Origin of the sequence: Pseudorhodobacter antarcticus (genome assembly GCF_900110135.1) — a bacterium.
Lineage (GTDB): Bacteria > Pseudomonadota > Alphaproteobacteria > Rhodobacterales > Rhodobacteraceae > Pseudorhodobacter > Pseudorhodobacter antarcticus.
In genome coordinates, this window is record NZ_FOCO01000008.1 from 116478 (window position 1) to 138339 (window position 21862).

At 59.7% G+C, this 21862-nt stretch carries 25 protein-coding genes; 13 read left to right on the plus strand and 12 right to left on the minus strand.

Going from position 1 to position 21862, the window contains the following annotated elements:
• Window positions 1–17: 17 nt before the first annotated feature.
• From BMY36_RS06020 to BMY36_RS06050, 7 genes are all read right to left on the minus strand, one after another.
• The gene (locus BMY36_RS06020; protein WP_050520124.1) at window positions 18–1139 is read right to left on the minus strand and encodes a hypothetical protein; all 1122 of its coding nucleotides are present in this window, start codon (window positions 1137–1139) and stop codon (window positions 18–20) included.
• A gap of 100 nt (window positions 1140–1239) precedes the next feature.
• Window positions 1240–2130, minus strand: a complete 891-nt coding sequence (locus BMY36_RS06025) for an amino acid ABC transporter permease (RefSeq protein WP_050520125.1) — start codon at window positions 2128–2130, stop codon at window positions 1240–1242.
• Window positions 2131–2186: 56 nt separating this feature from the next.
• Window positions 2187–3020 carry a transporter substrate-binding domain-containing protein gene (locus tag BMY36_RS06030; protein ID WP_050520126.1) on the minus strand — a complete coding sequence of 278 codons (834 nt, stop codon included), beginning with the start codon at window positions 3018–3020 and terminating at the stop codon, window positions 2187–2189.
• 30 nt (window positions 3021–3050) lie between these two features.
• Window positions 3051–3884: an amino acid ABC transporter permease gene (locus BMY36_RS06035; protein WP_231579729.1), complete on the minus strand. Its 834-nt coding sequence runs from the start codon at window positions 3882–3884 to the stop codon at window positions 3051–3053.
• Window positions 3862–4608 (minus strand): amino acid ABC transporter ATP-binding protein, encoded by a 747-nt coding sequence (locus BMY36_RS06040; protein WP_050520127.1) that lies wholly within the window; start codon window positions 4606–4608, stop codon window positions 3862–3864. The genes BMY36_RS06035 and BMY36_RS06040 overlap by 23 nt, the downstream gene beginning before the upstream one ends.
• Window positions 4609–4715: 107 nt before the next feature.
• Window positions 4716–5288 carry an HAD family hydrolase gene (locus tag BMY36_RS06045; RefSeq protein ID WP_050520164.1) on the minus strand — a complete coding sequence of 191 codons (573 nt, stop codon included), beginning with the start codon at window positions 5286–5288 and terminating at the stop codon, window positions 4716–4718.
• 10 nt (window positions 5289–5298) lie between these two features.
• Window positions 5299–6735: an aminotransferase class V-fold PLP-dependent enzyme gene (locus tag BMY36_RS06050; protein ID WP_197086064.1), complete on the minus strand. Its 1437-nt coding sequence runs from the start codon at window positions 6733–6735 to the stop codon at window positions 5299–5301.
• A 104-nt stretch (window positions 6736–6839) separates the two neighbouring features.
• Here BMY36_RS06050 and BMY36_RS06055 point away from each other — a divergent pair, with 104 nt between their 5' ends.
• Window positions 6840–7304 (plus strand): Lrp/AsnC family transcriptional regulator, encoded by a 465-nt coding sequence (locus tag BMY36_RS06055; RefSeq protein WP_050520129.1) that lies wholly within the window; start codon window positions 6840–6842, stop codon window positions 7302–7304.
• On the opposite strand, the gene BMY36_RS06060 is transcribed toward BMY36_RS06055, so the two are convergent.
• Window positions 7293–7988, minus strand: a complete 696-nt coding sequence (locus BMY36_RS06060; RefSeq protein WP_050520130.1) for a heparan-alpha-glucosaminide N-acetyltransferase — start codon at window positions 7986–7988, stop codon at window positions 7293–7295. The genes BMY36_RS06055 and BMY36_RS06060 overlap by 12 nt on opposite strands.
• A 141-nt stretch (window positions 7989–8129) precedes the next feature.
• Between BMY36_RS06060 and BMY36_RS06065 the strand changes: the two genes are divergently transcribed.
• From BMY36_RS06065 to BMY36_RS06085, 5 genes are read left to right on the plus strand one after another with little or no spacing between them, the layout of a single operon-like run.
• Window positions 8130–9095, plus strand: a complete 966-nt coding sequence (locus BMY36_RS06065) for an aldose epimerase family protein (protein WP_175469259.1) — start codon at window positions 8130–8132, stop codon at window positions 9093–9095.
• On the plus strand, window positions 9092–9988 hold the full coding sequence (ltnD, locus tag BMY36_RS06070) for an L-threonate dehydrogenase (protein ID WP_050520132.1): 897 nt from the start codon (window positions 9092–9094) through the stop codon (window positions 9986–9988). Before BMY36_RS06065 ends, ltnD begins: the two co-directional genes overlap by 4 nt.
• Window positions 9985–11241 carry a 3-oxo-tetronate kinase gene (gene otnK / locus BMY36_RS06075; protein WP_050520133.1) on the plus strand — a complete coding sequence of 419 codons (1257 nt, stop codon included), beginning with the start codon at window positions 9985–9987 and terminating at the stop codon, window positions 11239–11241. Before ltnD ends, otnK begins: the two co-directional genes overlap by 4 nt.
• The gene (gene otnC / locus BMY36_RS06080; protein WP_050520134.1) at window positions 11238–11888 is read left to right on the plus strand and encodes a 3-oxo-tetronate 4-phosphate decarboxylase; all 651 of its coding nucleotides are present in this window, start codon (window positions 11238–11240) and stop codon (window positions 11886–11888) included. The genes otnK and otnC overlap by 4 nt, the downstream gene beginning before the upstream one ends.
• Window positions 11885–12655, plus strand: a complete 771-nt coding sequence (locus tag BMY36_RS06085) for a hydroxypyruvate isomerase family protein (RefSeq protein ID WP_050520135.1) — start codon at window positions 11885–11887, stop codon at window positions 12653–12655. Before otnC ends, BMY36_RS06085 begins: the two co-directional genes overlap by 4 nt.
• Here BMY36_RS06085 and BMY36_RS06090 read toward each other — a convergent pair.
• Window positions 12652–13746: an arginase family protein gene (locus tag BMY36_RS06090; protein ID WP_050520136.1), complete on the minus strand. Its 1095-nt coding sequence runs from the start codon at window positions 13744–13746 to the stop codon at window positions 12652–12654. The genes BMY36_RS06085 and BMY36_RS06090 overlap by 4 nt on opposite strands.
• A 74-nt stretch (window positions 13747–13820) precedes the next feature.
• Here BMY36_RS06090 and BMY36_RS06095 point away from each other — a divergent pair, with 74 nt between their 5' ends.
• A complete protein-coding gene (locus BMY36_RS06095) occupies window positions 13821–14357 on the plus strand; it encodes an NUDIX hydrolase (protein WP_244888657.1) in 537 nt (178 codons plus the stop codon).
• 81 nt (window positions 14358–14438) lie between these two features.
• Entirely contained in the window at window positions 14439–14879 is a 441-nt protein-coding gene (locus BMY36_RS06100; RefSeq protein WP_050520137.1) for a DUF1178 family protein, read from the plus strand.
• 349 nt (window positions 14880–15228) lie between these two features.
• Here the strand turns inward: BMY36_RS06100 and ubiG are convergent, their stop codons facing one another.
• A complete protein-coding gene (gene ubiG, locus BMY36_RS06110; protein WP_050520139.1) occupies window positions 15229–15969 on the minus strand; it encodes a bifunctional 2-polyprenyl-6-hydroxyphenol methylase/3-demethylubiquinol 3-O-methyltransferase UbiG in 741 nt (246 codons plus the stop codon).
• Between the two features lie 61 nt (window positions 15970–16030).
• Here ubiG and pip point away from each other — a divergent pair, with 61 nt between their 5' ends.
• From pip to BMY36_RS06125, 5 genes are all read left to right on the plus strand, one after another.
• Complete coding sequence (gene pip / locus BMY36_RS06115; protein WP_050520140.1) at window positions 16031–17023, plus strand: prolyl aminopeptidase; 993 nt, start codon at window positions 16031–16033, stop codon at window positions 17021–17023.
• Between the two features lie 288 nt (window positions 17024–17311).
• Complete coding sequence (locus BMY36_RS20205) at window positions 17312–17536, plus strand: transposase (protein WP_197086065.1); 225 nt, start codon at window positions 17312–17314, stop codon at window positions 17534–17536.
• Window positions 17533–18423 carry a transposase gene (locus BMY36_RS20210; protein WP_197086066.1) on the plus strand — a complete coding sequence of 297 codons (891 nt, stop codon included), beginning with the start codon at window positions 17533–17535 and terminating at the stop codon, window positions 18421–18423. The genes BMY36_RS20205 and BMY36_RS20210 overlap by 4 nt, the downstream gene beginning before the upstream one ends.
• Window positions 18424–18429: 6 nt before the next feature.
• Window positions 18430–18702 (plus strand): transposase, encoded by a 273-nt coding sequence (locus BMY36_RS20215; RefSeq protein WP_197086067.1) that lies wholly within the window; start codon window positions 18430–18432, stop codon window positions 18700–18702.
• Window positions 18703–19005: 303 nt separating this feature from the next.
• On the plus strand, window positions 19006–19521 hold the full coding sequence (locus BMY36_RS06125; RefSeq protein WP_074818484.1) for a cytochrome b: 516 nt from the start codon (window positions 19006–19008) through the stop codon (window positions 19519–19521).
• Window positions 19522–19898: 377 nt separating this feature from the next.
• Here BMY36_RS06125 and BMY36_RS06130 read toward each other — a convergent pair whose 3' ends face one another.
• Together BMY36_RS06130 and BMY36_RS06135 are read right to left on the minus strand one after the other, a co-directional pair.
• The gene (locus tag BMY36_RS06130; RefSeq protein WP_050520142.1) at window positions 19899–20729 is read right to left on the minus strand and encodes a DUF481 domain-containing protein; all 831 of its coding nucleotides are present in this window, start codon (window positions 20727–20729) and stop codon (window positions 19899–19901) included.
• 229 nt (window positions 20730–20958) lie between these two features.
• Window positions 20959–21840: a LysR family transcriptional regulator gene (locus BMY36_RS06135; RefSeq protein WP_050520143.1), complete on the minus strand. Its 882-nt coding sequence runs from the start codon at window positions 21838–21840 to the stop codon at window positions 20959–20961.
• Window positions 21841–21862 lie beyond the last annotated feature (22 nt).

Genomic DNA, 21862 nt, shown 5'->3' on the forward strand with positions numbered 1-21862 from the left:
CTCGCTGCTTAAATCACTCACGCATAGGCAGGCAAAAACCGCGCCATATCAACCCCAATGTCCCGCGCAGGCGCAGCAAAACACGCCGCCGCACAAGGATAGCGTGCCAAAATTGCTGCGCCGCCGGGCACGCGGTCGGGCTGCAGTTGCCCGTTTTCCCACACGGCCACGCCATCAATCCAAATGGTCGGATCGATAATGTTCCACGAAATTTCGCCCGGTGCCTCTACCCCGCAGGTGTGGAAATGCAAAATGCGCGGGTTGCCAAAGGCCGCACCGCCCCACCGCAAATAATCCTCCTCCACGGGCTGCGGATGCGCACAGCCCGGATGGATGCCCGCGTGCCACGAATGAACTGCGCCTGCATCGAGATCAAACCGGGCGGCCACGTCCAACACATGCGCTGTGGCGCGTGCCACATCGTCGGGCCGCCCTTCAAACCGCTGCAACCGCCCACCCTCAAACACCGCAAGCAGGGGCGCTTGCAACGCGCAGCCATAAGGCGCGTAGTACCGCGACCCCGTGCCCATCAAAAACCCCGCCAACGCCGCGCGCCCCGAAAACCCCACTGCAGGTACGGGCGCAAACACCGACATCGGGAACCGCGCCACGGTTACATCACACGGTGCAGAAGAATGGGCCACCGCCGAACCGTTGCCCCGAAAATCGGTCCCAAGCGGGCAGGTCACCCGCACCTCTCGCGCGCCCGACACCATCGCATCCACCGCCCGCTTTAACGCCACAAATGCCGCGTAATGCGCGGTGCCATAGGTGGAACAAAACGCCGCCATATCAAGCGCATAACACACCACGGCCCGCACCCCGCGGGGCAGGGCACGAAACCGCATTTGATCGCCCAAGCGCGCAAAGAATATGGTGCAGGTGGCGGCTTCCATCATCGCCACCTCGGCGTCATTGATGCCCCGGACCATCTCTTGGAACGGCACCATCACTGATGCCACCTCGATCCCGCGGGCCCGCGCCGCATCCGCCACCCTTTGCGCGGTAATCCCGTCATAATAGCCAAATTCAGCGCTTTCGGCCACAATCAGCAGCCTGTCCCCCGCGCGCAACGCGGCGCAATGGGTCAAAAGGTTCGTCACAGCAAGGTCAAACGACAGGTCTGTGGGGGCGGACATATGGGAACCAGAAATAAAAGGGGGCAGGGTCTTGACCCCGCATCATTTCACCCTAGCCGCTGCAAAAATTCACGCAATTCCAAATACATAATGTCACCCATTAGCGGGGCTTATGTTTGCCGCCTGTTTCCAACCGTCGAAACAGCAGTGACAACCCAAAACACAGGATAAAATACAGGCAGGCCGTGGCGATCCACGCCTCAAATATCATCCGCGTCGATGCGACCAATTCCACCGTCTTATACGTCAATTCCTGCACCGAAATCAGCGAGATGATAGAGCTGTCCTTGACCAAGGAAATAAACTGGTTCGACAGCGGCGGCAGCACTTTGCGCAACGCTTGCGGCATCACGATAAACCGCATCTCATCGGTCCAACTCATCCCGATGGACCGTGCCGCCTCACGTTGTCCGCGCGGGATGGATTGTATCCCCGCCCGCACAATTTCCCCCACAAACGCAGACTCAAACAGTGCCAGCACAATCACGCCCGAAATCAGCGATGGAAACCGCCGCATATCGCCAAAGAAAAATTCCCAAACCGCAATGTCATCTTGCCGCGCAATGCCGCGCGCCCAGGTTTCCATATTCAACACCGCAATCAATTGTTGCGACAGGAAAAAGAAAAAGATGAACACCACCACAACGGGTGGAATGTTGCGCAGCACCTCTAGGTAGGTCCGCGCCAGCATCCGAATGACAAGGTTTGTGGACGTGCGCGCAATCCCCAGCAGCGTCCCCAAGATCAGCGCCAGAATGCCGGAATAAATCGCGATGCGAATGGTGGTGATCAACCCTTGCAAGAGCAGGTTGGCCACCCAGCGCCCGTCCGCCTCATCCCAGCGCAAAATATAATTGGGGATGCGTTCCCACTGCCATTTATAGTTCAGCGTGCCGGATATGCGCAGCCAGATCACCGCGATGAACGCGACAACCACGGCTGCAATCAAATAATCCAGCCAATGCAAGGAACGGCGTTTTGTGCGGCGCATGGGCCCCCGAAACCTAGGCGGTTAAAATGGCCCGGCACAACACCGGGCCAGTGGTTTTACTGATCGACTTGGTCAGCCCATTCGGTGCCTTTGAACCAATAATCATTACGCTCTTTCAACCAGCCATTGGCCCAGTTCACACCAATCCAGTTGTTGAAAAAGTTGGTCGCATCCGGGTCGCCCTTGCGATACGCAAAAGCCTCACCCGTGGCCAAAAATGTCTGGTCAAACGGCACAGACACGGTTTCGGGGTTGTTGCGTGCTTCCATCGACGGGCTTGGCTCCGACATCATGGTCGCGTGCGCGTTGCCGTTCAACACTTCTTGGGTCGCGGCCCCATCTTCATCAAACAGCAGCAACGTCGCCTCAGGGAACAACTGCCCGATCACGGTCGCAGGGGTCGCTCCACGGCGAGCGGCAAAGGTGATCTCGGGCTTATTGTAATCTTCCAGCGCCATGCCCGTGGTCATTGCGGTATTGGCCAAAATGGTCACACCCGAATAGGCATAAGGGTCCGAGAAGTTGACCGTCAAGTTGCGCACAGGCGTCACCGACATGCCCGAAATGATCACGTCAAACGTGCCCGACACCAGCGCCGGAATAATGCCGTCCCATGCGGTTGGGATAAACTCCACCTCAACGCCCATATCGGCGGCCAGCTTGCGGCCCACGTCCAATTCAAACCCAATCAGCTCGCCGGTTTTGTCGCGCATCGACCACGGCACAAACACCGACAGGCCAATCTTGATCACGCCAGCTTCTTTGATCTGCTCAATCACGCTGGTTTTCGACAGGTCCGCGCGGGCATCTTGTGCCACGGCGGGCAGGGCCAACCCGGTGGCCAATGCCATCCCAAGGGTGGCGGTCATCATGCGTCGTGTCAGTGTCATCTGGGGTACTCCCGTTGGTTGAAAAACGTCTTAATCCGTCACGGCATAGCGCCGCTCAAGGTAGCTTGCAAAACTGGAAATGATAAGCGTAAGGGCCATATAGACCGCCGCAATGGTAAACCAAATCTCAAAGCTCAGATATGTGTCGGAAATGATGTTGCGCCCCACGGTTGTCAGCTCCACCACCGCAATCACACTCACAATTGCCGAAGATTTAATCATATTCACAACTTCGCTGGTCATCGGCGGCAGCATAAACCGCACCGACTGCGGCAGAATGATGTATCGGTAAATCTGTGCCGTGCTCATCCCAACCGATTTCGCCGCCTCCCACTGCCCCAGTGCGACCGCCGCAATGCCCCCCCGAAAAATCTCGGACATCAGGGCACCATGGAACACCGCAAGGCACAAAACGCTTGCCACATAGCGGTCCATCCCGAAAATCGGTCCAAAAACGTAGTAGAAAACATACAGCAGCACCAACAACGGAATGTTGCGCACAATTTCCAAAAACACCCGCGCCACGGCCCGGCCCACAATCAAATCTGACAGTCGCAACAGCGCCACCAACAGCCCAATCCCAACCGCCAGCGCAAACGCCATGGTCGACAGCGTGATCGTCCCCACCAACCCCCACGGGATTTCGCCAAGCACAATGCCTGCGTCGCCGTCCTCAAAGAAATACTGCGGGATGCGATACCATTGCCAATTATACCCCATCGCCTCGGCACCCTTCAGTGCCGTTTCAACGATCAAAAACATCACAATCAAATAGATCACAACCGACACGGGCGTTGACGCCATAACCCGCCGCAACCCCCGCTTGCCCGCCCGCGCCACCCTAATGCTCCAAGATTTGGTCAAGGAACATGCGCGCACGGTCACTTTTCGGCGCGGTGAAAAACTCACCGGGTGGTGCGGTTTCCACAATGCGCCCGGCCTCCATAAACACCATCTTATCGGCCACCCGCCGCGCAAACCCCATTTCATGCGTCACACAAACCATGGTCATGCCGGAATTGGCCAGCTCCACCATCGCCTCCAAAACCTCGCTGATCATCTCGGGGTCCAAGGCACTCGTCGGCTCGTCAAACAGCATAATCTTGGGTTCCATACACAGGCTGCGCGCAATCGCCACGCGCTGCTGCTGGCCGCCCGACAACTGGCTGGGGAACTTGTCCGCTTGTTCAGGGATATGCACCCGGTCCAAATACTTGCGCCCCAACGCCTCTGCCGCGGCCTTGTCCATCTTGCGCACGCGAATGGGGCCAATGGTCAAGTTCTCCAAAACCGTCAAATGCGGAAACAGGTTGAACTGCTGAAACACCATCCCAACATCTTGGCGCACCGCCCGAATATCCTTGGTATCATCGCCCAGCAAAATCCCATCCACAGTGATCGTGCCCGCGTCATGCTCCTCCAGCCTATTGATACACCTAATCATCGTGGATTTGCCCGACCCCGACGGCCCGCACACCACAACTCGCTCTCCCTGCCGGACGGCAAAGTTGATGTCGGTCAGCGCTTGGAATGGGCCAAAGTACTTGTCCACATGGCACAATTCAATAATCGGTGGCGCGGCGGTCACAGCAATTCCCTTCGGTCAGATCACACGCATGTGGTGTAATTGTAACCTTCAACCGGAAAATGACCACCCCGCCCGCATGACAAAGGCAAAGATTGCCGAAAATCGTGTCACCGCACATCCACGGCCAGCATCCCCGCCGCGCGCGCAGCCTGCATCCCTTGGTCGCTGTCCTCCAGCACCAAACAATCGGCAGGGGCCACACCCATCCGCGCTGCGGCCAGCAAAAACATCGCCGGGTCGGGTTTCGCCACGCCCGCATCATCCAGACTGACAATGGGGTCAAACAGCGCGCCCAAATCGCACGCTCCCAGCATCGCGCGCAAAACCGCCCCTTCGGCGTTGGATGCCACGGCCATGGGCACCCGGCCAAACCATGCCCGCGCCAAATCCACCACGGGCGCGTTGGGCGCACAGACCGCCGCCGCCCCCAATGTCGCCTCAATGCTGCCTTGCACCGCGCGCGCCACGTCCAACCCCGGCTGCGCCTCGGCCAACGCGCCCAGCAAATCGCGCCGCGCCAGCCCCGTGCGTGCGCCGTACCATGCCGGATCCATCACAAACCCCTGCCGCGCCAGCGCCACATTAAACGCCGCGAAATGCAAATCGGCGCTGATCACCAGCGTGCCGTCGCAATCAAAGATCAGCGCTTTGAACGCGGGCAAATCGCCCAAATTCGCCATAAATTCCCCCTCAGGCGGCGGGCCGAAACCGCGCTGTCGCTGCGTCACAGCAATACACATCCGCCATGGGATAAGGGTTGCGCGCCAAGCTGTCCACCGCCGCGATCACCCGGTCGGCCTTTGCATCATCCATCAACGCCGACAGGTTCAACCGCGTCCAGCCGGGTTTTTCCATCTCCTCCCCGCTGAGTATCGCCGCGCGAATGGCGTCTGATTGCCCCACCTCAATCCCCAGCAAACGGTGCGCATATGGCCCCGCACAGGCACAGCCACCCCGCGCCTGTATCCCATGCACATCCGACAACAGCCGCGTGAACAATTGGTGGTGCAACACCCCGCCCCGCGCGCTGTCGCGCACCCGAAATGAGAAAATCGGCAGGGCAGGGGCCTGAACATTCCCCATAATCTGCAAATTCGGGTTTTGCCCCCAAACCGCCAGCGCCCGCGCCCGCAATGCGCCATGGCGCGCGTCCATAAACGCTTGGCCCATCGCCGCCTTCACCATGAAACACAGCGCTGCGCGAATATCGCCCACCACATTCGGCGTCCCCGCCTCCTCGCGCACCGTAATATCGCTGCTGTAATCATGCGCTGTGGGCGACACAAACCGCACCGTGCCGCCGCCGGGCTGGAACATGCGCGCGCTGCAAACAGCCGCCTTGCGCACAATCATCACGCCCGATGCGCCCGGCCCGCCCGGAAACTTATGCGCCGATACCACCACCGCATCTTTTTCCGCGTCCGTGCCCGCCCGCATATCAATCGGCAGGTACGGCGCAGCCCCCGCATAATCCCAAACCGCCCGCGCCCCGTGGGCCTTCAATAATCGCGTCACCGCATCTGCGTCCGTCACAATCCCCGTCACATTCGATGCCGCCGAAAACGCCCCCACAATGGGCCGCCCCTTGGCCGCCATCAATAACGCCTCCAGCGCGCCCAAATCTGGCCCGCCCATCGCCGCCTCCGGCACCTCCACCACCTCCGCTCCACTTTCGCGCCATGGCAGGATGTTGGAATGATGTTCATACGGCCCAATAATCACCAAGGGCCGCGCGCCCGCCGCCACCGCCTCTGCCACGCCCAGCAAATGCACCAAACGGTTCAACCCCGCCGTGGCCCCCGCCCCCGCAAACACGGTCGCAAACCGATCATCCGCCCCGCACGCAGCCGCGATAATCGCCCGCGCCTCGCGCCGCATCCGCGTCATTTCCCCCCCGCAATGGGATGCTTCGGTATGGCTGTTGGCGTAAAACGGCAGCACGCGTTCCATCACAAACCCCTCCACTTGGCGCAACGCCCGCCCCGACGCCACATAATCGGCATAGGTCAACTTTTGCGTGCCAAACGGCGTTTCAAACGCCGCCCCTTCGCCAATCACCCCCGCTTGCAGCCGCGCGATCACATCATCCGTGGCAAGGCTCTCGGCAAAATCGGTCAGGGCAGTCATGGGGCTCTCCTGTGCTGGGGTCATGCGATCATACCCTGCACGCCAATGGGTAAACTTCCCCTTTTTACCTTGCCAAGCGCGCTAATATTGGGTCAATTGACCACATGAAAACCATAAAGCTAGATCAGATTGACCGTGCGCTGCTGCGCGCCTTGCAACGCGACGCCTCGCAATCGCAGCGCGATCTGGCGGAAACCGTTGGCCTGTCGCAAAACGCCTGCTGGCGACGCCTCAAAACCCTCCAAGATTCCGGCCTCATCCGCAACCACACCCTGCGCCTGAATGCCCCCCGCGTGGGTCTTGGCCTCACGGTGTTTGTCATGGTCCGCACCCGCCACCACAGCGCCGATTGGCTGGCCATTTTCCGACGAGAGGTGCTGAACATCCCCCATGTCATCGACTTTTACCGCATAGCGGGCGATTACGATTACATGCTGAAAATCGTGGCCGAGGATATGAACGCCTTTGATCAAATCTATCAACGCCTTACCGCCCGCGTCGAACTGGAAACCGTCACGTCGTATATAACGATGGAGGCGATTGCAGACGCCCGCGACCTACCCGTTTAACCAAACCCAGCCGCTAAACAGCCCAATCAAAATCGGCTGATGCACCAGATAAATCATCAAGCTGTGCCGCCCAATAAACCCAATCCCCCCCGCATCCCCGCGCGCCAAATTCCCCCGCGCCAAAACGAGCTTCGCCACAGCCATCCCAATCAGAAACGGCCCAAACCACGGGAACAGCGGCTCAAAATCCATCGACGGGCGCACATAGGGCGACAACCCAACCCACCACAGCATCGGCGCATCAAACGCCTCACTGCGCCAAACCATCGGCAGCGCAATCACCCCCGCCGCCGCCACGATCAACACCCCCGCAGGCAGCCGCAAAAATGCCAACCCCAACAGCGACGACACCGCGATGGAATGCAGCACGCCATAGTAAATAAATTGCCCCGGCATCACAAAATACGTGGCCAGCGTCACCAACCCCGCCGCCCCCGCCACTATCCCAAACCGCCGCCAAAACCGCGCCCAGCCAATGCCTTGCCCATGCGACAGCACCAACCCAAACCCCGCCAGCGCAATGAAACTGCCCGCCACTGCCCGCGCAAACAGCGCCCAAAACCCGGTCACTGGGGTCTGCGGATCGATATAGCCAAACATCGCCAGATCGAATGTGAAATGGTAAACCACCATCCCCAGCACCGCCACCGCCCGCGCCACATCCAACCAAACAATCCGCTGCATAACGACCCTCCGTTTCCCAACCCATACCGAACCCCCACCACAAAGCCGATAGAAAAAGCACCGCCATTTGGTATACCAAACCACTTGTCATTCCAGCCCGACCGCGCAAAGATACCCCAAACTGCAACAGGGGCGCGCATCTTGACACAAATCACCCCTTTCGGGCACGCCCCCCACGGCCCCGTCCACCAAATAACCCTGCAAAACGATCACCTCACCGCGCATATCCTCACGCTCGGCGCCACCCTGCGCGACCTGCGCCTGCACGGCCACGCCCCGCCCTTGGTCCTCGGTTTTGAAATCCTAGACCCCTACCTCACCCAACCCGGTTACTTCGGGGCCACCGTGGGCCGCTGCGCCAACCGCATCGCCCAAGGCCGCTTTATGCTCGACGGCCAGCCACACCAACTCGACATCAACAACGCCCCCAACCACCTGCACGGCGGCGCAAACGGCATTTCCACCCAAATCTGGACCATCGCGGACCACACGGAAAACACCCTCACCCTCACCCTCACCGATGCCCCAAACCCCTATCCGGGCACCCTAAACATCACCCAAACCTTCCGCCTCACCAACGCCACCCTAGACATCACCATCACCGCCACCACCGACCAACCCACCCTGTGCAACATCGCGCACCACAGCTATTTCAACCTTGGCGCACCCGATATCCGCGACCACACGCTCACCATCAATGCCCCCCACCACCTGCCCACGCAAAATCAAATCCCCACAGGCACCCTCACAATGCCGCGCGATTTCGACTTCCAAACCCCCCGCCGCCTGCGGGATGCCAACCCCGCGATCGACCATAATTTCTGCCTCACACCCGGCCACGCACCAAACGCGACCCTGCGATACAACGGCCTGCAAATGGACCTGCACACCGATCAGCCGGGCCTGCAAATCTATGATGCCGCCCGCATGCACACCACCGCGCCGGGTCTTGCAGGCCACCCCTACGGTCCCTATGCGGGCCTCGCGATGGAACCCCAATTCTGGCCCGATGCGATCAACCACCCAGATTGGGCGCAACCCATCCTGCGCCCCGGCCAAACCTACCGCCAATCCACCCAATTCACCTTTATCAAAGGCACCCCATGATCCCCAGAACCGCCATCATCGGCCTCGGCTCTATGGGCTATGGCATCGCCGCGTCCATCCTGCGCGCAGGCCACCACGCCCACGGGTTTGACGTAAACCCCGACCAAACCGCACGGTTCGCAGCGCAGGGCGGCCAACCCGGCACGCTGGCCGAAATCACCCCCGCCCTTACCGCCGCCGTGATCGTGGTGCTGAACGCCGCACAAACCGAAACCGTGCTGTTCGGCCCCAACGGCATCGTGCCCCACATGCAGCCGGGCGCGGTCGTCATCGCCTGCGCCACCGTGCCCCCCGACTTTGCCCGCCAAATGGCCGCCCGATGTGAAACCCACGGCGTCCACTACCTCGATGCGCCCATCTCGGGCGGCTCCGCCAAGGCGGCATCCGGCAAACTTTCCGTCATGGCCTCCGGCACGCCCGCCGCCTTTGCCGCCGCCGCTCCGGTGTTGCAGGCCACCGCCGAAACCGTGTTTGAACTGGGCGATCACGCAGGCGCAGGCTCCGCGATGAAGGCGGTCAACCAGCTACTCGCCGGCGTCCATATCGCCGCCATGGCCGAGGCGATGACCTTTGGCATCTCCCAAGGTGTCACGCCCGAAAACTTCCTTCGCGTCATCCCAAAATGCGCAGGCACCTCATGGATGCTGGAAAATCGCGCGCCCCATATCGTCGCGGGCGACTATACCCCCCATTCGTCGGTCAACATCTGGCCCAAAGACCTCGGCATCGTCCTCGATATCGCGAATACCGCCAATTTCGACGCCCCCCTCACCACCGCCGCCGTGCACCAATTCCGCCTTGCCGCCGACCAAGGGCTGGGGGCAGAGGATGACGCCGCCGTGGCCAAAGTCTACGCCGCGCGTTCCAACCTCACCTTGCCGGGGGAAAAATGACCACAATTTTAGGCTGCATCGCTGATGATTTCACGGGGGCCACCGACCTCGCGGGGCTGCTCGCACGCTCCGGCGTCAAGGTGAACCTGCGCATCGGCATCCCCGACACGCCCCCCACCGATACGGCAGCGTTTGAGGTGATTGCGCTAAAATCCCGCACCGCCCCGGTGGATGATGCGGTCGCCCAAACCCGGTCCGCCCTAAAATGGCTTCAATCCGCCGGGGCCACGCGGTTTTTCTGGAAATACTGCTCCACCTTCGACAGCACGCCCACAGGCAATATCGGCCCGGTGGCCGAGGCGTTGATGCACGATCTGGGCACCGCCCAAACCATCTACTGCCCCGCTTTCCCCGAAAACGGCCGCAGCATTTTCATGGGCAATCTGTTCGTGGGCGAAACCCCACTGTCCGAATCCCCGATGCGCGACCACCCCCTAACCCCCATGCGCGACAGCAACCTGATGCGTCTTTTGGCCCCGCAAGTCACCAAACCCGTGGGCCTCGCCAACCGCCTGACCGTGGCGCGGGGTGCCGATGCCCTGCGCGCCCGTCTGGCGGAATTGGCGACCCAAGGCATCGCCCATGTCGTCATCGACGCCGTGGCTAATGATGACCTTTACATCATCGCCGATGCTTGCCGCGACATGCCCTTAATGACAGGCGGCAGTGCTGTCGTCATGCCGCTGCCCGCCCTCTACCTCGCCGATGGTACGCTGTCTGCTGACGCGCCGCGCGCCACCACCCCCGATCTGGCCCCGCAAACCGTGCTGCTGTCCGGCAGTTGCTCCGCCATGACCCGCGCCCAAGTCACCGCCTATCCCGGCCCCAAACACCGCCTCGACCCCCTCGATCTGGCCCAAAACGGCCCCACAGCCGCCCTCGATTGGCTCAAATCCATCGACCTCACGCAAAAACCCCTATTCTACGCCACCGCCGAACCCGATGCCGTCCGCGCCGCCCAATCCCAGCTTGGCACCGCGCAAGCAGGTGAAATCGTCGAACACGCTCTGTCAAAAATCGCCACCACCGCCCGCGACTTCGGCGCACGCCGCTTCATCGTCGCAGGTGGCGAAACTTCGGGCGCTGTGACCCAATCCCTCGGCATCACCCGCCTCACCATCGGGCATGAAATCGCCCCCGGCGTCCCGTGGTGCTTTGCCACATCCGCAGGCCACCCCATCGCGATCACCCTGAAATCTGGCAATTTCGGCGCAGAAACCTTCTTCTCTGACGCAATACAGGCGCTAAAATGACCCCCGACTCCCGCTTGCGCGAGGAAATCTGTATCCTTGCTAAATCCATGTTCGACCGTGGCCTCACCGGCGGCTCCACCGGCAACATATCTGCGCGCACGGAAAACGGTGGCCTCCTCGTCTCCCCCACCGGCAGCAGCTTTGGCCGCCTCGACCCCGCGCGCCTGTCGCATTTCGACGCCACAGGCCGCTTGATCGGCGGTGCCCCCCCCACCAAGGAAATGCCCCTGCACGCCGCCTTCTACGACACCCGCGCAAATACCGGCGCTGTCGTCCACCTCCACGCCTGCCACTCGGTCGCATGGTCCCTTATGCCGGGCGTGGACCCCGACAATTTCCTCCCCCCCCTCACCCCCTACGCCATTATGAAGCTGGGTAAGGTCAAACTCCTCCCCTTCTTTCTGCCCGGCGACCCCGCCATCGGCACCGCCCTGCGCGGCCTCTTGGGCAAACGCGCCGCCGTCATGCTCGCCAACCACGGCCCCGTGGTCGCTGGCAAAGACGTCGACTCAGCCTGCAACGCGATTGAGGAGCTGGAGGACACCGCCCGCCTCGCCATCCTCATGCGCGGCTATGACGCCAACATGCTGACGCCGGAGCAAGTCCAAAACATCGTCACCAAATTCAACGTGGAATGGGATACATGAAATTTTCCGCCAACCTCGGCTTCCTCTGGTCCGACCTCCCGTTGCCACAGGCCATCCACGCCGCCCACGCCGCAGGGTTTGACGCGGTGGAATGTCACTGGCCCTACGCCACCCCCGCCGCCGACACCGCCGCCGCCCTGCACCAAACCGGCCTCAAAATGCTCGGCCTCAACACCTCACGCGGCAACCCCGGCGAAAACGGCCTCGCCGCCCTGCCAAACCGTGAACCCGATGCCCGCGCCGCGATTGACCAAGCCATCGCTTACGCCCGCGCCATAAACACCCCAAACATCCACGTCATGGCAGGCTTCGCCACTGGCCCGCAGGCCCACGCCACATACCTCAATAACCTCCACTACGCTTGTACCAACGCATCCTCCCACGGCATCACCATCCTCGTTGAGCCCCTCAACCGCCACGATGCCCCCGGCTATTTCCTCACCACCACCACCCAAGCGGCCCAGATCATCCAAACCCTCGCCATCCCCAACCTAAAACTGATGTTCGACTGCTATCACACCGCCCGCACCGAAGGCGACGTGACCCACCGCCTCCGCGAACTCCTCCCCATCATCGGCCATATCCAAATCGCCTCCGTCCCCGATCGCGGCACGCCGGATCACGGCGAACTCGACCACGCCCACCTCTTTCAAACCCTAAAATCCTTGGGCTACACCGCCCCCATCGGCGCGGAATACAAACCCACCAAACCGACCGATGAAACCTTGGACTGGCTTAAATCCCTTCGCCTTGGCTCAAATACCTAACGCGCCACCAACGCGTCCAGCCGCGCCACAACCTCGTCGCGCACCGCCCCCTCCCGCGCCTCGTCTATCAATGTCGTAAACATCGCCTCGGCGGGCACCCGCCCCGCCCCCCGCCACGACAACCCGCGCAACACCGCCTCCGCCGCCACGGGCAACACCTCAGGCACCTCTACCCCCGCCAGCTCCGCCCAAACGCGGGTCCAACAGCGCCCCACGGACCATGGATTATACCCACCGCCCCCCAACACCAAAAATCGATCCGCCAACCCCCGCAACGCCCGCACCACGCCGATATGCGCGTTGTTCGACAGCGATAACCGCGCCAACGGGTCCTCCTCCAACGCATCCGCGCCGCATTGCAAGATCACCACATCGGGCGCGAACGCCGCCACACGCGGCACAATCAACCGCTCCAACACCAACCGCATCTCACTGTCGTTAAACCCACGCGGCACCGGCAGGTTAAAACAATTCCCGCCCCCATCATCGCCCAACAAACCCGTAAACGGCCACCGCCGCTCCTCATGCACCGAAATCATTAACACATCCGCATCTCCGGCAAACCCCGCCTCCACCCCGTCACAATGATGCGCGTCAATATCGACATAGGCGATGCGCCGCACACCATTGCGCCGCAACACCTTCATCCCCAAAACAATGTCGTTCAGGTAACAAAACCCGTTGGCACGCGCCTGCAACCCGTGGTGCGTGCCGCCGCCGGGCACATACACCACGCCCCCGCCCGCCAACAATTCCGCCGCCAATATCACGCCTCCGGCGCCCGTTGCGGGCCGCCTGTACACCTCCGGGTACACCGGGTTCGCATGCGTGCCCAAATCAAACTGCGCACGGTCCTGCGCGGTCGCCTCTCCGCGCGCTTCGGCCGCCACCAGCGCCGCGATATACGCCGGGTCATGCCACAATTGCAGCGCGGCAGGCTTGGCGCGCGGGCTGGTCATATACCGCCCCTCCAGCCACCCCATCGCCCGGCACAGGTCCATCACCGTCGATACACGCGGCACCCGCAACGGATGCCCCGCGCCATAACTGGACCCGCGATAAATCTCTGACCCAATGAACAGCGGCCCCATAATACCCCATATTTCCGCCGATGCCCCAATGCGCAACCGACCCCTCCCTTGAAAAATTAGTGCATTTTTGCCATATGTTAACCCATAAGCCGCAAATTGGCCGCCACACCGGCAGGCCCGGCACCCTCGACACAGGCAAAATACCCATGACCGATCCCACCTTCAAAACCCAAATCGGCGCACTCTGCTGGCGCTTGGGCAAAAACGGCGCCGAAATCCTCCTCATCTCCAGCCGCGACACCGGGCGCTGGGTCATCCCCAAAGGCTGGGCCATGCAAGGGCGGTCGGGGCCCGAGGCTGCCGCGATTGAAGCGTGGGAGGAGGCAGGCGTAAAGGGCACCATCGCCCCCGCCAAACTCGGCGCATTCACCTATGATAAAATCCGCAAACGCGACACGAAATTCGAATCGGCACACCCTTGCGTCGTCGACGTGTTCCCGCTGCAAGTCACCAAATTTGCAGGTGAATTTCCCGAACAGCGCCAGCGCCGCCGCAAATGGTTCGCCCCCGAACACGCCGCCCGCAAAGTGGCAGAGGCTGGGTTAAAATCCCTGCTCGCCGCCTTCAAACCCCCACACGCCGCCCCCAAAGGCGATGACGCGCGGGCTTGAATCCTTGCGCAAATAGCTTAGGTAAAATCTGCGGGGTGGGTCCTCCTCCCGCAGATTTTCCTTTGCACTCAGGGCCGCCCAATGATCCGCTATTCGCTGAAATGCCAGGCCGATCACAGCTTCGACAGTTGGTTTCAATCGGCCAATGCCTTTGATGCGCTCGCAAAATCCGGCCACGTCACCTGTCCTGCCTGTGGCAGCGCCGATATTGTCAAAACCCTCATGGCCCCCGCCGTATCGCCCGCCCGCAAATCCGGCGCGCCCGCGCCAGTGCCCGCCAATCCCCTTTCCACCCCCGCCACCAAGGCTGAGGCGGCCTTGGCCGCCCTGCGCGCCGAAGTCACGGCAAACAGCGCCTATGTCGGCAAAGATTTCGCCACCCAAGCGCGTGAAATGCACGAAGGCACCAGCCCCCACCGCGCCATCCACGGCGAGGCGCGGCTGGAAGATGCCAAAAAACTGGTCGAAGATGGTATCCCCGTCATGCCCCTGCCGTTCCTGCCCCCGCGCAAAGTGAACTGAGAAAAATCCATCCCACAGCCGTAGGTCGGGTTTCCACCCAGACTCCACCCCCATCCCCAACTCCAATCCGCCGAGGGCGAAAATATGGGCCAAACCACCCTACGCCTAAAAATCACGCCGCGGCAGGTGGTGCTGGTCGATGTTGCCAACGGCATCAACCACACCGCCACCCATCGCCCGAACTGAACCAAAAAAGGGTGCGCAAAACTGCGCACCCCTGCCTGAAATACTGCTGTAATACCGCCGCGATACCCCTGCGATTTCGCGCGATCCAAACCTTAAGATTTCGTAAACAAAAAACATGAAATCGTTTTATATCAGTATCTTAATCAAAGTATCGCGCGCGATTTTATGCGGGTTTCACACTCGCCGTCACATAATTCACCGATAAATCGCGGTCCGACAGCGACCAGCTCCATTTGATCGGATTGAAAACCATCCCCTTGCGGTCCACCGGTTTCAAACCCGCTTTTTCCAGCATCAAAAACAGCTCATCTGGCGTGATAAATTTCGACCAGTCATGCGTCCCTTTCGGCAGCCACCGCATCACCCATTCCGCCCCGATAATTCCCATCACAAAACTTTTCGGGTTCCGGTTCAGGGTCGAACAAATCATCAATCCCCCCGATTTCAAAAGGGTCTGGCAAGCGGTCAAATACTCCTGCGGGTCGGCCACATGCTCGACCACTTCCATATTCAAAACCACGTCAAAAACCTCACCTTCCCGGGCCAAATCTTCCGCCGCGCAGTGCCGGTAATCAATTTCCAAACCCATTTGTTCGGCATGCAGCCGGGCCACCGGAATATTCCGCGCCGCCGCGTCCGCCCCGATCACAGTCGCGCCCAGCCGGGCCATTGGTTCCGACAGCAAGCCACCGCCGCAGCCGATATCCAGCAGGCGCAGCCCTTTGAACGGCGCGGGGCCAGTCAAATCCCGGCCAAATTCGGCGGCAATCTGGGTCGTGATATAATCCAGCCGGCACGGGTTCAGCATGTGAAGTGGCTTGAATTTCCCCTGCGGGTCCCACCATTCCGCTGCCATCGCTTCAAATTTCGCGATCTCTTTGGGGTCAATCGTGTTCAAATTCATCTCTCTCTCCTTGCGGTTTCGCGCCGGGACGGGCAGGCTTGGGGAAGTATATAGGACAATCATGGACCATAGATCAGGCCAAAAGAGCGCAGCCCAGTATTTATACCCGCCCCTTGACCCGTTTGATCAGCAAATGCTGGAGGTTGGGGGCGGGCACCGGGTTTATTTTGAACAATGTGGCCACCCCGATGGGGTGCCGGTTCTGGTCGTGCATGGCGGGCCGGGTGGTGGGTGCAGCCCGGCGATGCGGCGGTATTTTGATCCGGCGGTGTACCGGATTATTTTGTTCGATCAGCGCGGCTGCGGGCGGTCGCGGCCCCATGCGAGTGTGGAGGAAAATACGACCTGGGATTTGGTCGCGGATATGGAGGCGATCCGGGGCCAACTGGACCTTGGGCCGGTCGTTTTATTTGGGGGAAGTTGGGGGGCGACGCTTGCCTTGATCTATGCGATTTCTTACCCGCAAAACGTGGCCCATCTGGTTTTGCGTGGTGTTTTTTCGATGACGCAGGCAGAGCTGGACTGGTTTTATGGTGGCGGGGCGGGGCGGTTTTTCCCCGAGCTTTGGGCGCAGTTTGAAGGGGCCATTCCTGAGGAGGAGCGCGGCGATTTGATCGCGGCCTATCATCGGCGGCTGTTTTCTGGGGCCATGATCGAGGAAATGAAATTCGCGCGGCTGTGGGCGAATTGGGAAAATGCGCTGGCCACGATTGATTCGAATTTTGTGGGTGGTGACGGGCCATCCGATTATGCGCGGGCTTTTTCGCGGCTGGAAAACCACTATTTTTTCAACAAGGGGTTCCTTTCGGAAGATGATTGGATTTTGAAAAACCGGCATAAAATTGAGGGGATTGAAGCCGATATTGTGCAGGGCCGGTTCGATATGGTTTGCCCCCCGATTTCTGCGTTTCGGCTGGCGAATGGGTGGGAAAAAGCGCGGCTGAAAATGGTACCGATGGCGGGGCATGCCCTGTCGGAGCCTGCGATTTCGGCGGAATTGGTTGCGATTATGGATGCGATGCGGGCCCAGGTTCTCGCGCGATGCGGCAGTTAAGTTATTGTTATTGCTATGATTCGTGTTTTTTGTTCATTAAATTTTAAGATTTGGATCGCGGTTAGGGATGAAGAGTCGGGGTGAAACCCCGACCTACGTTTGGGGTGGGGTTGGACATGCCAAAAACGGTGCAGACTGTGTGAAAACCCATCGCCCCTGGAAATGGCCCTGATCACTGCCTTTTCCACCTCATCAGGGATTCCTTGCGGGGCGCAGAAATGGTATCCTCGTGCATGGAAACACATCCAAGGAAGTTCCCGCGCCCAGACGCTTTTGTTGCCTGCCTGCGTGGATGATTATGTTGGGCCTGACAACGTCGTTCGGTTTATTGAGGCCTTTGTCGAAAGCCTTGATCTGGCGGCTGCGGGTTTTGACCGAACCCTCCCCAAAGCGACCGGCAGGCCGGGGTATGATCCAAGTGATCTGCTGAAGCTTTACATTTACGGCTATCTGAACCGGGTGCGCTCCAGTCGGCGTCTGGAAGCAGAGACACACCGCAATCGTGGCGCGTGATCTGGCTGATGCGTCAGTTGCGGCCTGACTTCAAAACCATCGCTGATTTCCGGCGCGAGAACAAAAAATCCTTTTGGCAAGTCTTTCGTGAGTTTGTGGTCCTGTGCCGCAGCCTTGATTTGTTTGGCCGCGAGCTGATTGCGGTGGATGGCACGCGACTGAAAGCCGTCAAGAGCGGCCAGCGCAATTTCACCAAGGCTAAGCTGGCCCGCGCCATGGCCGAGAGTGACGAGCGCCTTGGCCGATATCTCAAGCAGCTGGATGACGCGGACAAAGACGACACGACGCCTTTGGGGCGGGTGGATAATCTGGAAGAGAAGATCGCCGCGATCAAGGAACGCCGTGCCCAGCTTGTGCAGCGCCGCGCTGAACTGGACGCCAGCGGCGAGGATCAGATATCCCTGACGGACCCGGATGCGCGTGCGATGCATTCCTCAAGCCGCATTGGAGTAGGTTACGACATCCAGATTGCCGTTGATACCAAGCACAAACTGATCGCCGAGCAACAGGTTCATAACAATGTCAGCGACCTGGGATTGCTTGCCGAGACAGCCAGTGCCGCGCGGGAAAATCTGGGCGTGGATCGGATCGCTGTTGTTGCGGACCGGGGCTACTACAAGATCGAAGACATTGAGGATTGTGAGGCGGTGGGTGTGACGCCCTATGTCCCAAAGCCGCTACGCGGCTCTGCCGTAAAAAACGGGTTCTTCACAAAAGAGCAGTTTCATTATGACCCTGATGTGGACGTCCTGATCTGTCCGGGCGGGCGACAGCTTGCGCCAAAACACAAGAGCAAGATCCGCGACAATGACGCGGTCATTTTTGTAAATACCAAAGCGTGCAAGGCCTGCGACCTGCGGGCGCGATGCACAAATGCCGCCTGTTGAGCGGTCATGCGATACGCGAATGAGGCCATTCTGGACCGGATGGCGGCACGGCTTGCCGCACGGCCTGAGGTCATGGACCTGCGCCGCGAGAGCGTCGAACACCCGTTTGGCCAAATTAAACAAAGGATTGGCAAGCAGTGGATGGGGCAGCGGAACTTCCTCACGCGCCGTATCGAGAATGTCAGGGGCGAGTTCAGTCTGACAGCACTCGCCTACAACATCCGCCGCGCCTTGACGCTTGTGGGCGTGGCGGGCCTGATGAGCGCCATCAGCGCCTGAGGGGGGATCTCGCCCGCCAATTCCGGCTAAAACGGACCCACAAACCCGCACAAACGTCATTTTACAGGTTCCTAGGACGCCCAGTCGGTGAAACTGCGTTAAAGTCCGACAGGCACCTCTAAGGTCATAATAAGAGCCATCAGAAAGCGCGTTTCCACACAGTCTGGACCGTTTTTGGGAGGGTAGTAAGCCCAAAATGTCGGCGAATGCGCCCTGACATGGACTGGTGCTTATCCTGCTATACTACGTTATCAGCGTAAGGTAGTTTTGAGGCTCAACGCTGCTCAACCTTAGGGAATCAAAATGTCGACGACTTCTGCATCGCCAGCCAACAGTTGGACAAAACTTAACATTAACCTTCATTGGCTCGTGGTAGCACTCCTTGTTGCTCAATATGTCGATGGTGGTTGGATGATCGAATTTTTTGATAGCGGAATTGAAAATACGGTTGTGCCGATGACGACAGTTGGTCTGGGCTACTTACATATGGCGCTCGGCTTAACGGTTCTCGCGGCAGTTTTGCTGCGCCTTTGGGATCGGTATGCGCACGGTCGACCTGAGCACGCAGCTACCGATCCAAACTGGGCCACGATCCTCGCAAAAGTTACGCATTTTGGTATCTATGCGGTCGTAATTTCAATGCCAATCGCGGGCTTAATAACTTGGCTCACCAGCAATGAATGGCTTGGTGATATGCATGCACAAGCCTCGGATTTGTTGCTTGTACTTCTCGCACTTCATGTAGGTGGCGCGCTTGTGAACCATTTCCATTTTAAAAACAACGTGTTGAAACGGATGATGCCCGGCCAAGGTCGCTAAGATAAAGTTTCAAGCGAATGATGTAGATGGAAGTGGCCGGAGAAATTTCAGCCCAGCCGTTTTCAACAAACCCTCCTTTTGGAGGAGCCGGAAAATTCCCTGTTTTCCACCGCCAAAACCCCCGTTCAAAACCTTGGGGGTATTGAAGGTTTTTTGATGCGTGTTTGTGATCGGGCTGTGTGGAGTCGGGGTGGAACCCCGACCTACGGGTGCGGGGGGCGGTTGGTGACATGCAAAAACGGCGCAAGGTTGCCCCTGCGCCGTTTTTTTCACACGAGATGGTTGGTTCAATCTAGGTCCCGCCCCGGCCCCGATAATCGCCTTTATATTTCCCTAAAGACGGCGGGGCAGGGGCGGGTTTTGATTAGAAGCCGTGATTAGAAGCCGTAGACGAGCGAGACGCCGACCTTGTTGTCCGAGCGGATGGCGCGGCTGTCGTTGTATTCGGTCAAATAGCTGACGCGGGTGGAAAATGCGTCAGTCATTTTGACGTTTACGCCGAAGTCGTTGTTGATGCGCAGCGCGCCTTTGGATTTCAACACATCGGTGTCCATTGTCATGAACAGGTTGTCGCTGAAGCCGTAGAAAAAGCGCGAGGAGACGATGCCTGCCGCCTCGGTCACGGAGGTATCATTGCCGTAGTTCAAGTAGCTTTGACCCACACCGGCCTGCACGCGCCATGTGACGTTTTCCGAGTTCAAGATGCGGTAACCCGGACCAAAGCCAAGGAAGGCGTCTTTTTTCACGTCGGTCGCGGCGGATGCCAAGCCGTCTGTTTCGACGCGGGCCAAGGCGAAGGCATAGAATTTGTCGTTAAAGTAGTAGTTCGCATCATAGACCATGAAGATGTCTTCTTTGGTCGATGTGTTCGCCGCCTCTTGGAAGTCGATGGCAATACCGATGGTTTGCACGGTTTGGCCCACGGCGTAGCGCAGGCGGGTGCCGATGGTCAGGTCCTGGGAGGAGCTGTTGCCGGTTTTGCCGGAATAAGACAGCGACGCCGAGCCGGACAGGCCGGGGCGGAAATCTGGGTTGCCAAAGCGCGAGGCATCTTCGGCGCGTGCCATATCTTTGGCAACAGCGCGGTCGATATCGTCCAGCGTGTCGTTCAACCCGCTGGTGCCGTTCAGATCCTGTGCGAAAGCACCGGATGTGGTCAATGCCAAGGCCAGTGCTGCGACCGTGCCGAATTTGAATTCGTTTTTCATGTCATTACCCTTTCGGTGGTGATGACCCGGATCGGATGAGCCGGGGTGTTTCGTCTGAAAAGGGTTTAGCGGGTGGGGGATGTATATGAAATTATCGCAATAATTGACTTTATCATGATAATTACTGGTGTATCGCGGCCTTGCAATGGGCGCGTGCAGGCCCATTCCCGGCGCAGGGCTGGGATTGGGCATTGATTTTAAAGAATTAATGGGGTGGTGGTGTGGTGGGTTAGATTTTGTGGATGACCCCGGCCACGTCTGTATCGAACTGATCTATCAGGATTTTGAGTGTCTTGTGGGCAACATCGGCGATGTCATCATCCAGATCATCGCGCCAGACGGACCAGATGGGATAGCCGTAAACCGGGGCGTCATGCACCAAATGTAGCGTGCCATCATCCAAGAACCGCTTTGCGTAGCGGGCGGGCAAGTAGGCGGCGCAGCGGCGGTTGACGATATAAAGCGCGGACAGCACGCCCATGTCCAGTGTGAGGCCGGGATTGGTGAGATGCGGCAGGTGCAGGTGGTGGAAGGTTTGGAATTCGGGCGACCAATCGACATAGGCGTAGTGGCCGGGCAGGTCGGCGAGGGTGGCATCGGGCCAAGAGGCGACGAGAACCAGCTCTTCGTCGGTGACCTTTTCGACGCGCAGCCCTTGGCGCAGGGTGGGTTGGTAGGACAGTGCGATCTGCATCACCCCTTCGGTCATGGAATGGGTGAGGTTGGCGGGCATGCCGAGTTCGCCACGGATGCTGAGATCGGGGAAGGCCATGCGCAGTGCGTCGATCCAGCGAAACCCAAGCCGGGGCCACAGGGCGGTTTGCGCGCCGATGGTGAGGGAGCGGGTGAACCCTTCGGGAATGGCGACGTGTTGGCGGGCCTGTTCCCAATTGCGGATTAAAAGCTGGGCGAAGGGTTCGAATTCGCGGCCTGCGGGGGTCATTTCGGCGCCGGCCTTGGAGCGGGTGAAAAGGGGGCGGCCCAGCTGATCTTCTAGTCGTGCCACGCGCAGGGAGACGGCGGATTGGGTGACGAACAGCCGGTCGGACGCGGCGGCAAACGAGCCGGTGTTGGCGACAGCGATGAAGGTGCGGATAAGGGTAAGGTCCATGTGGAGGATTTGAGGGGGTCGT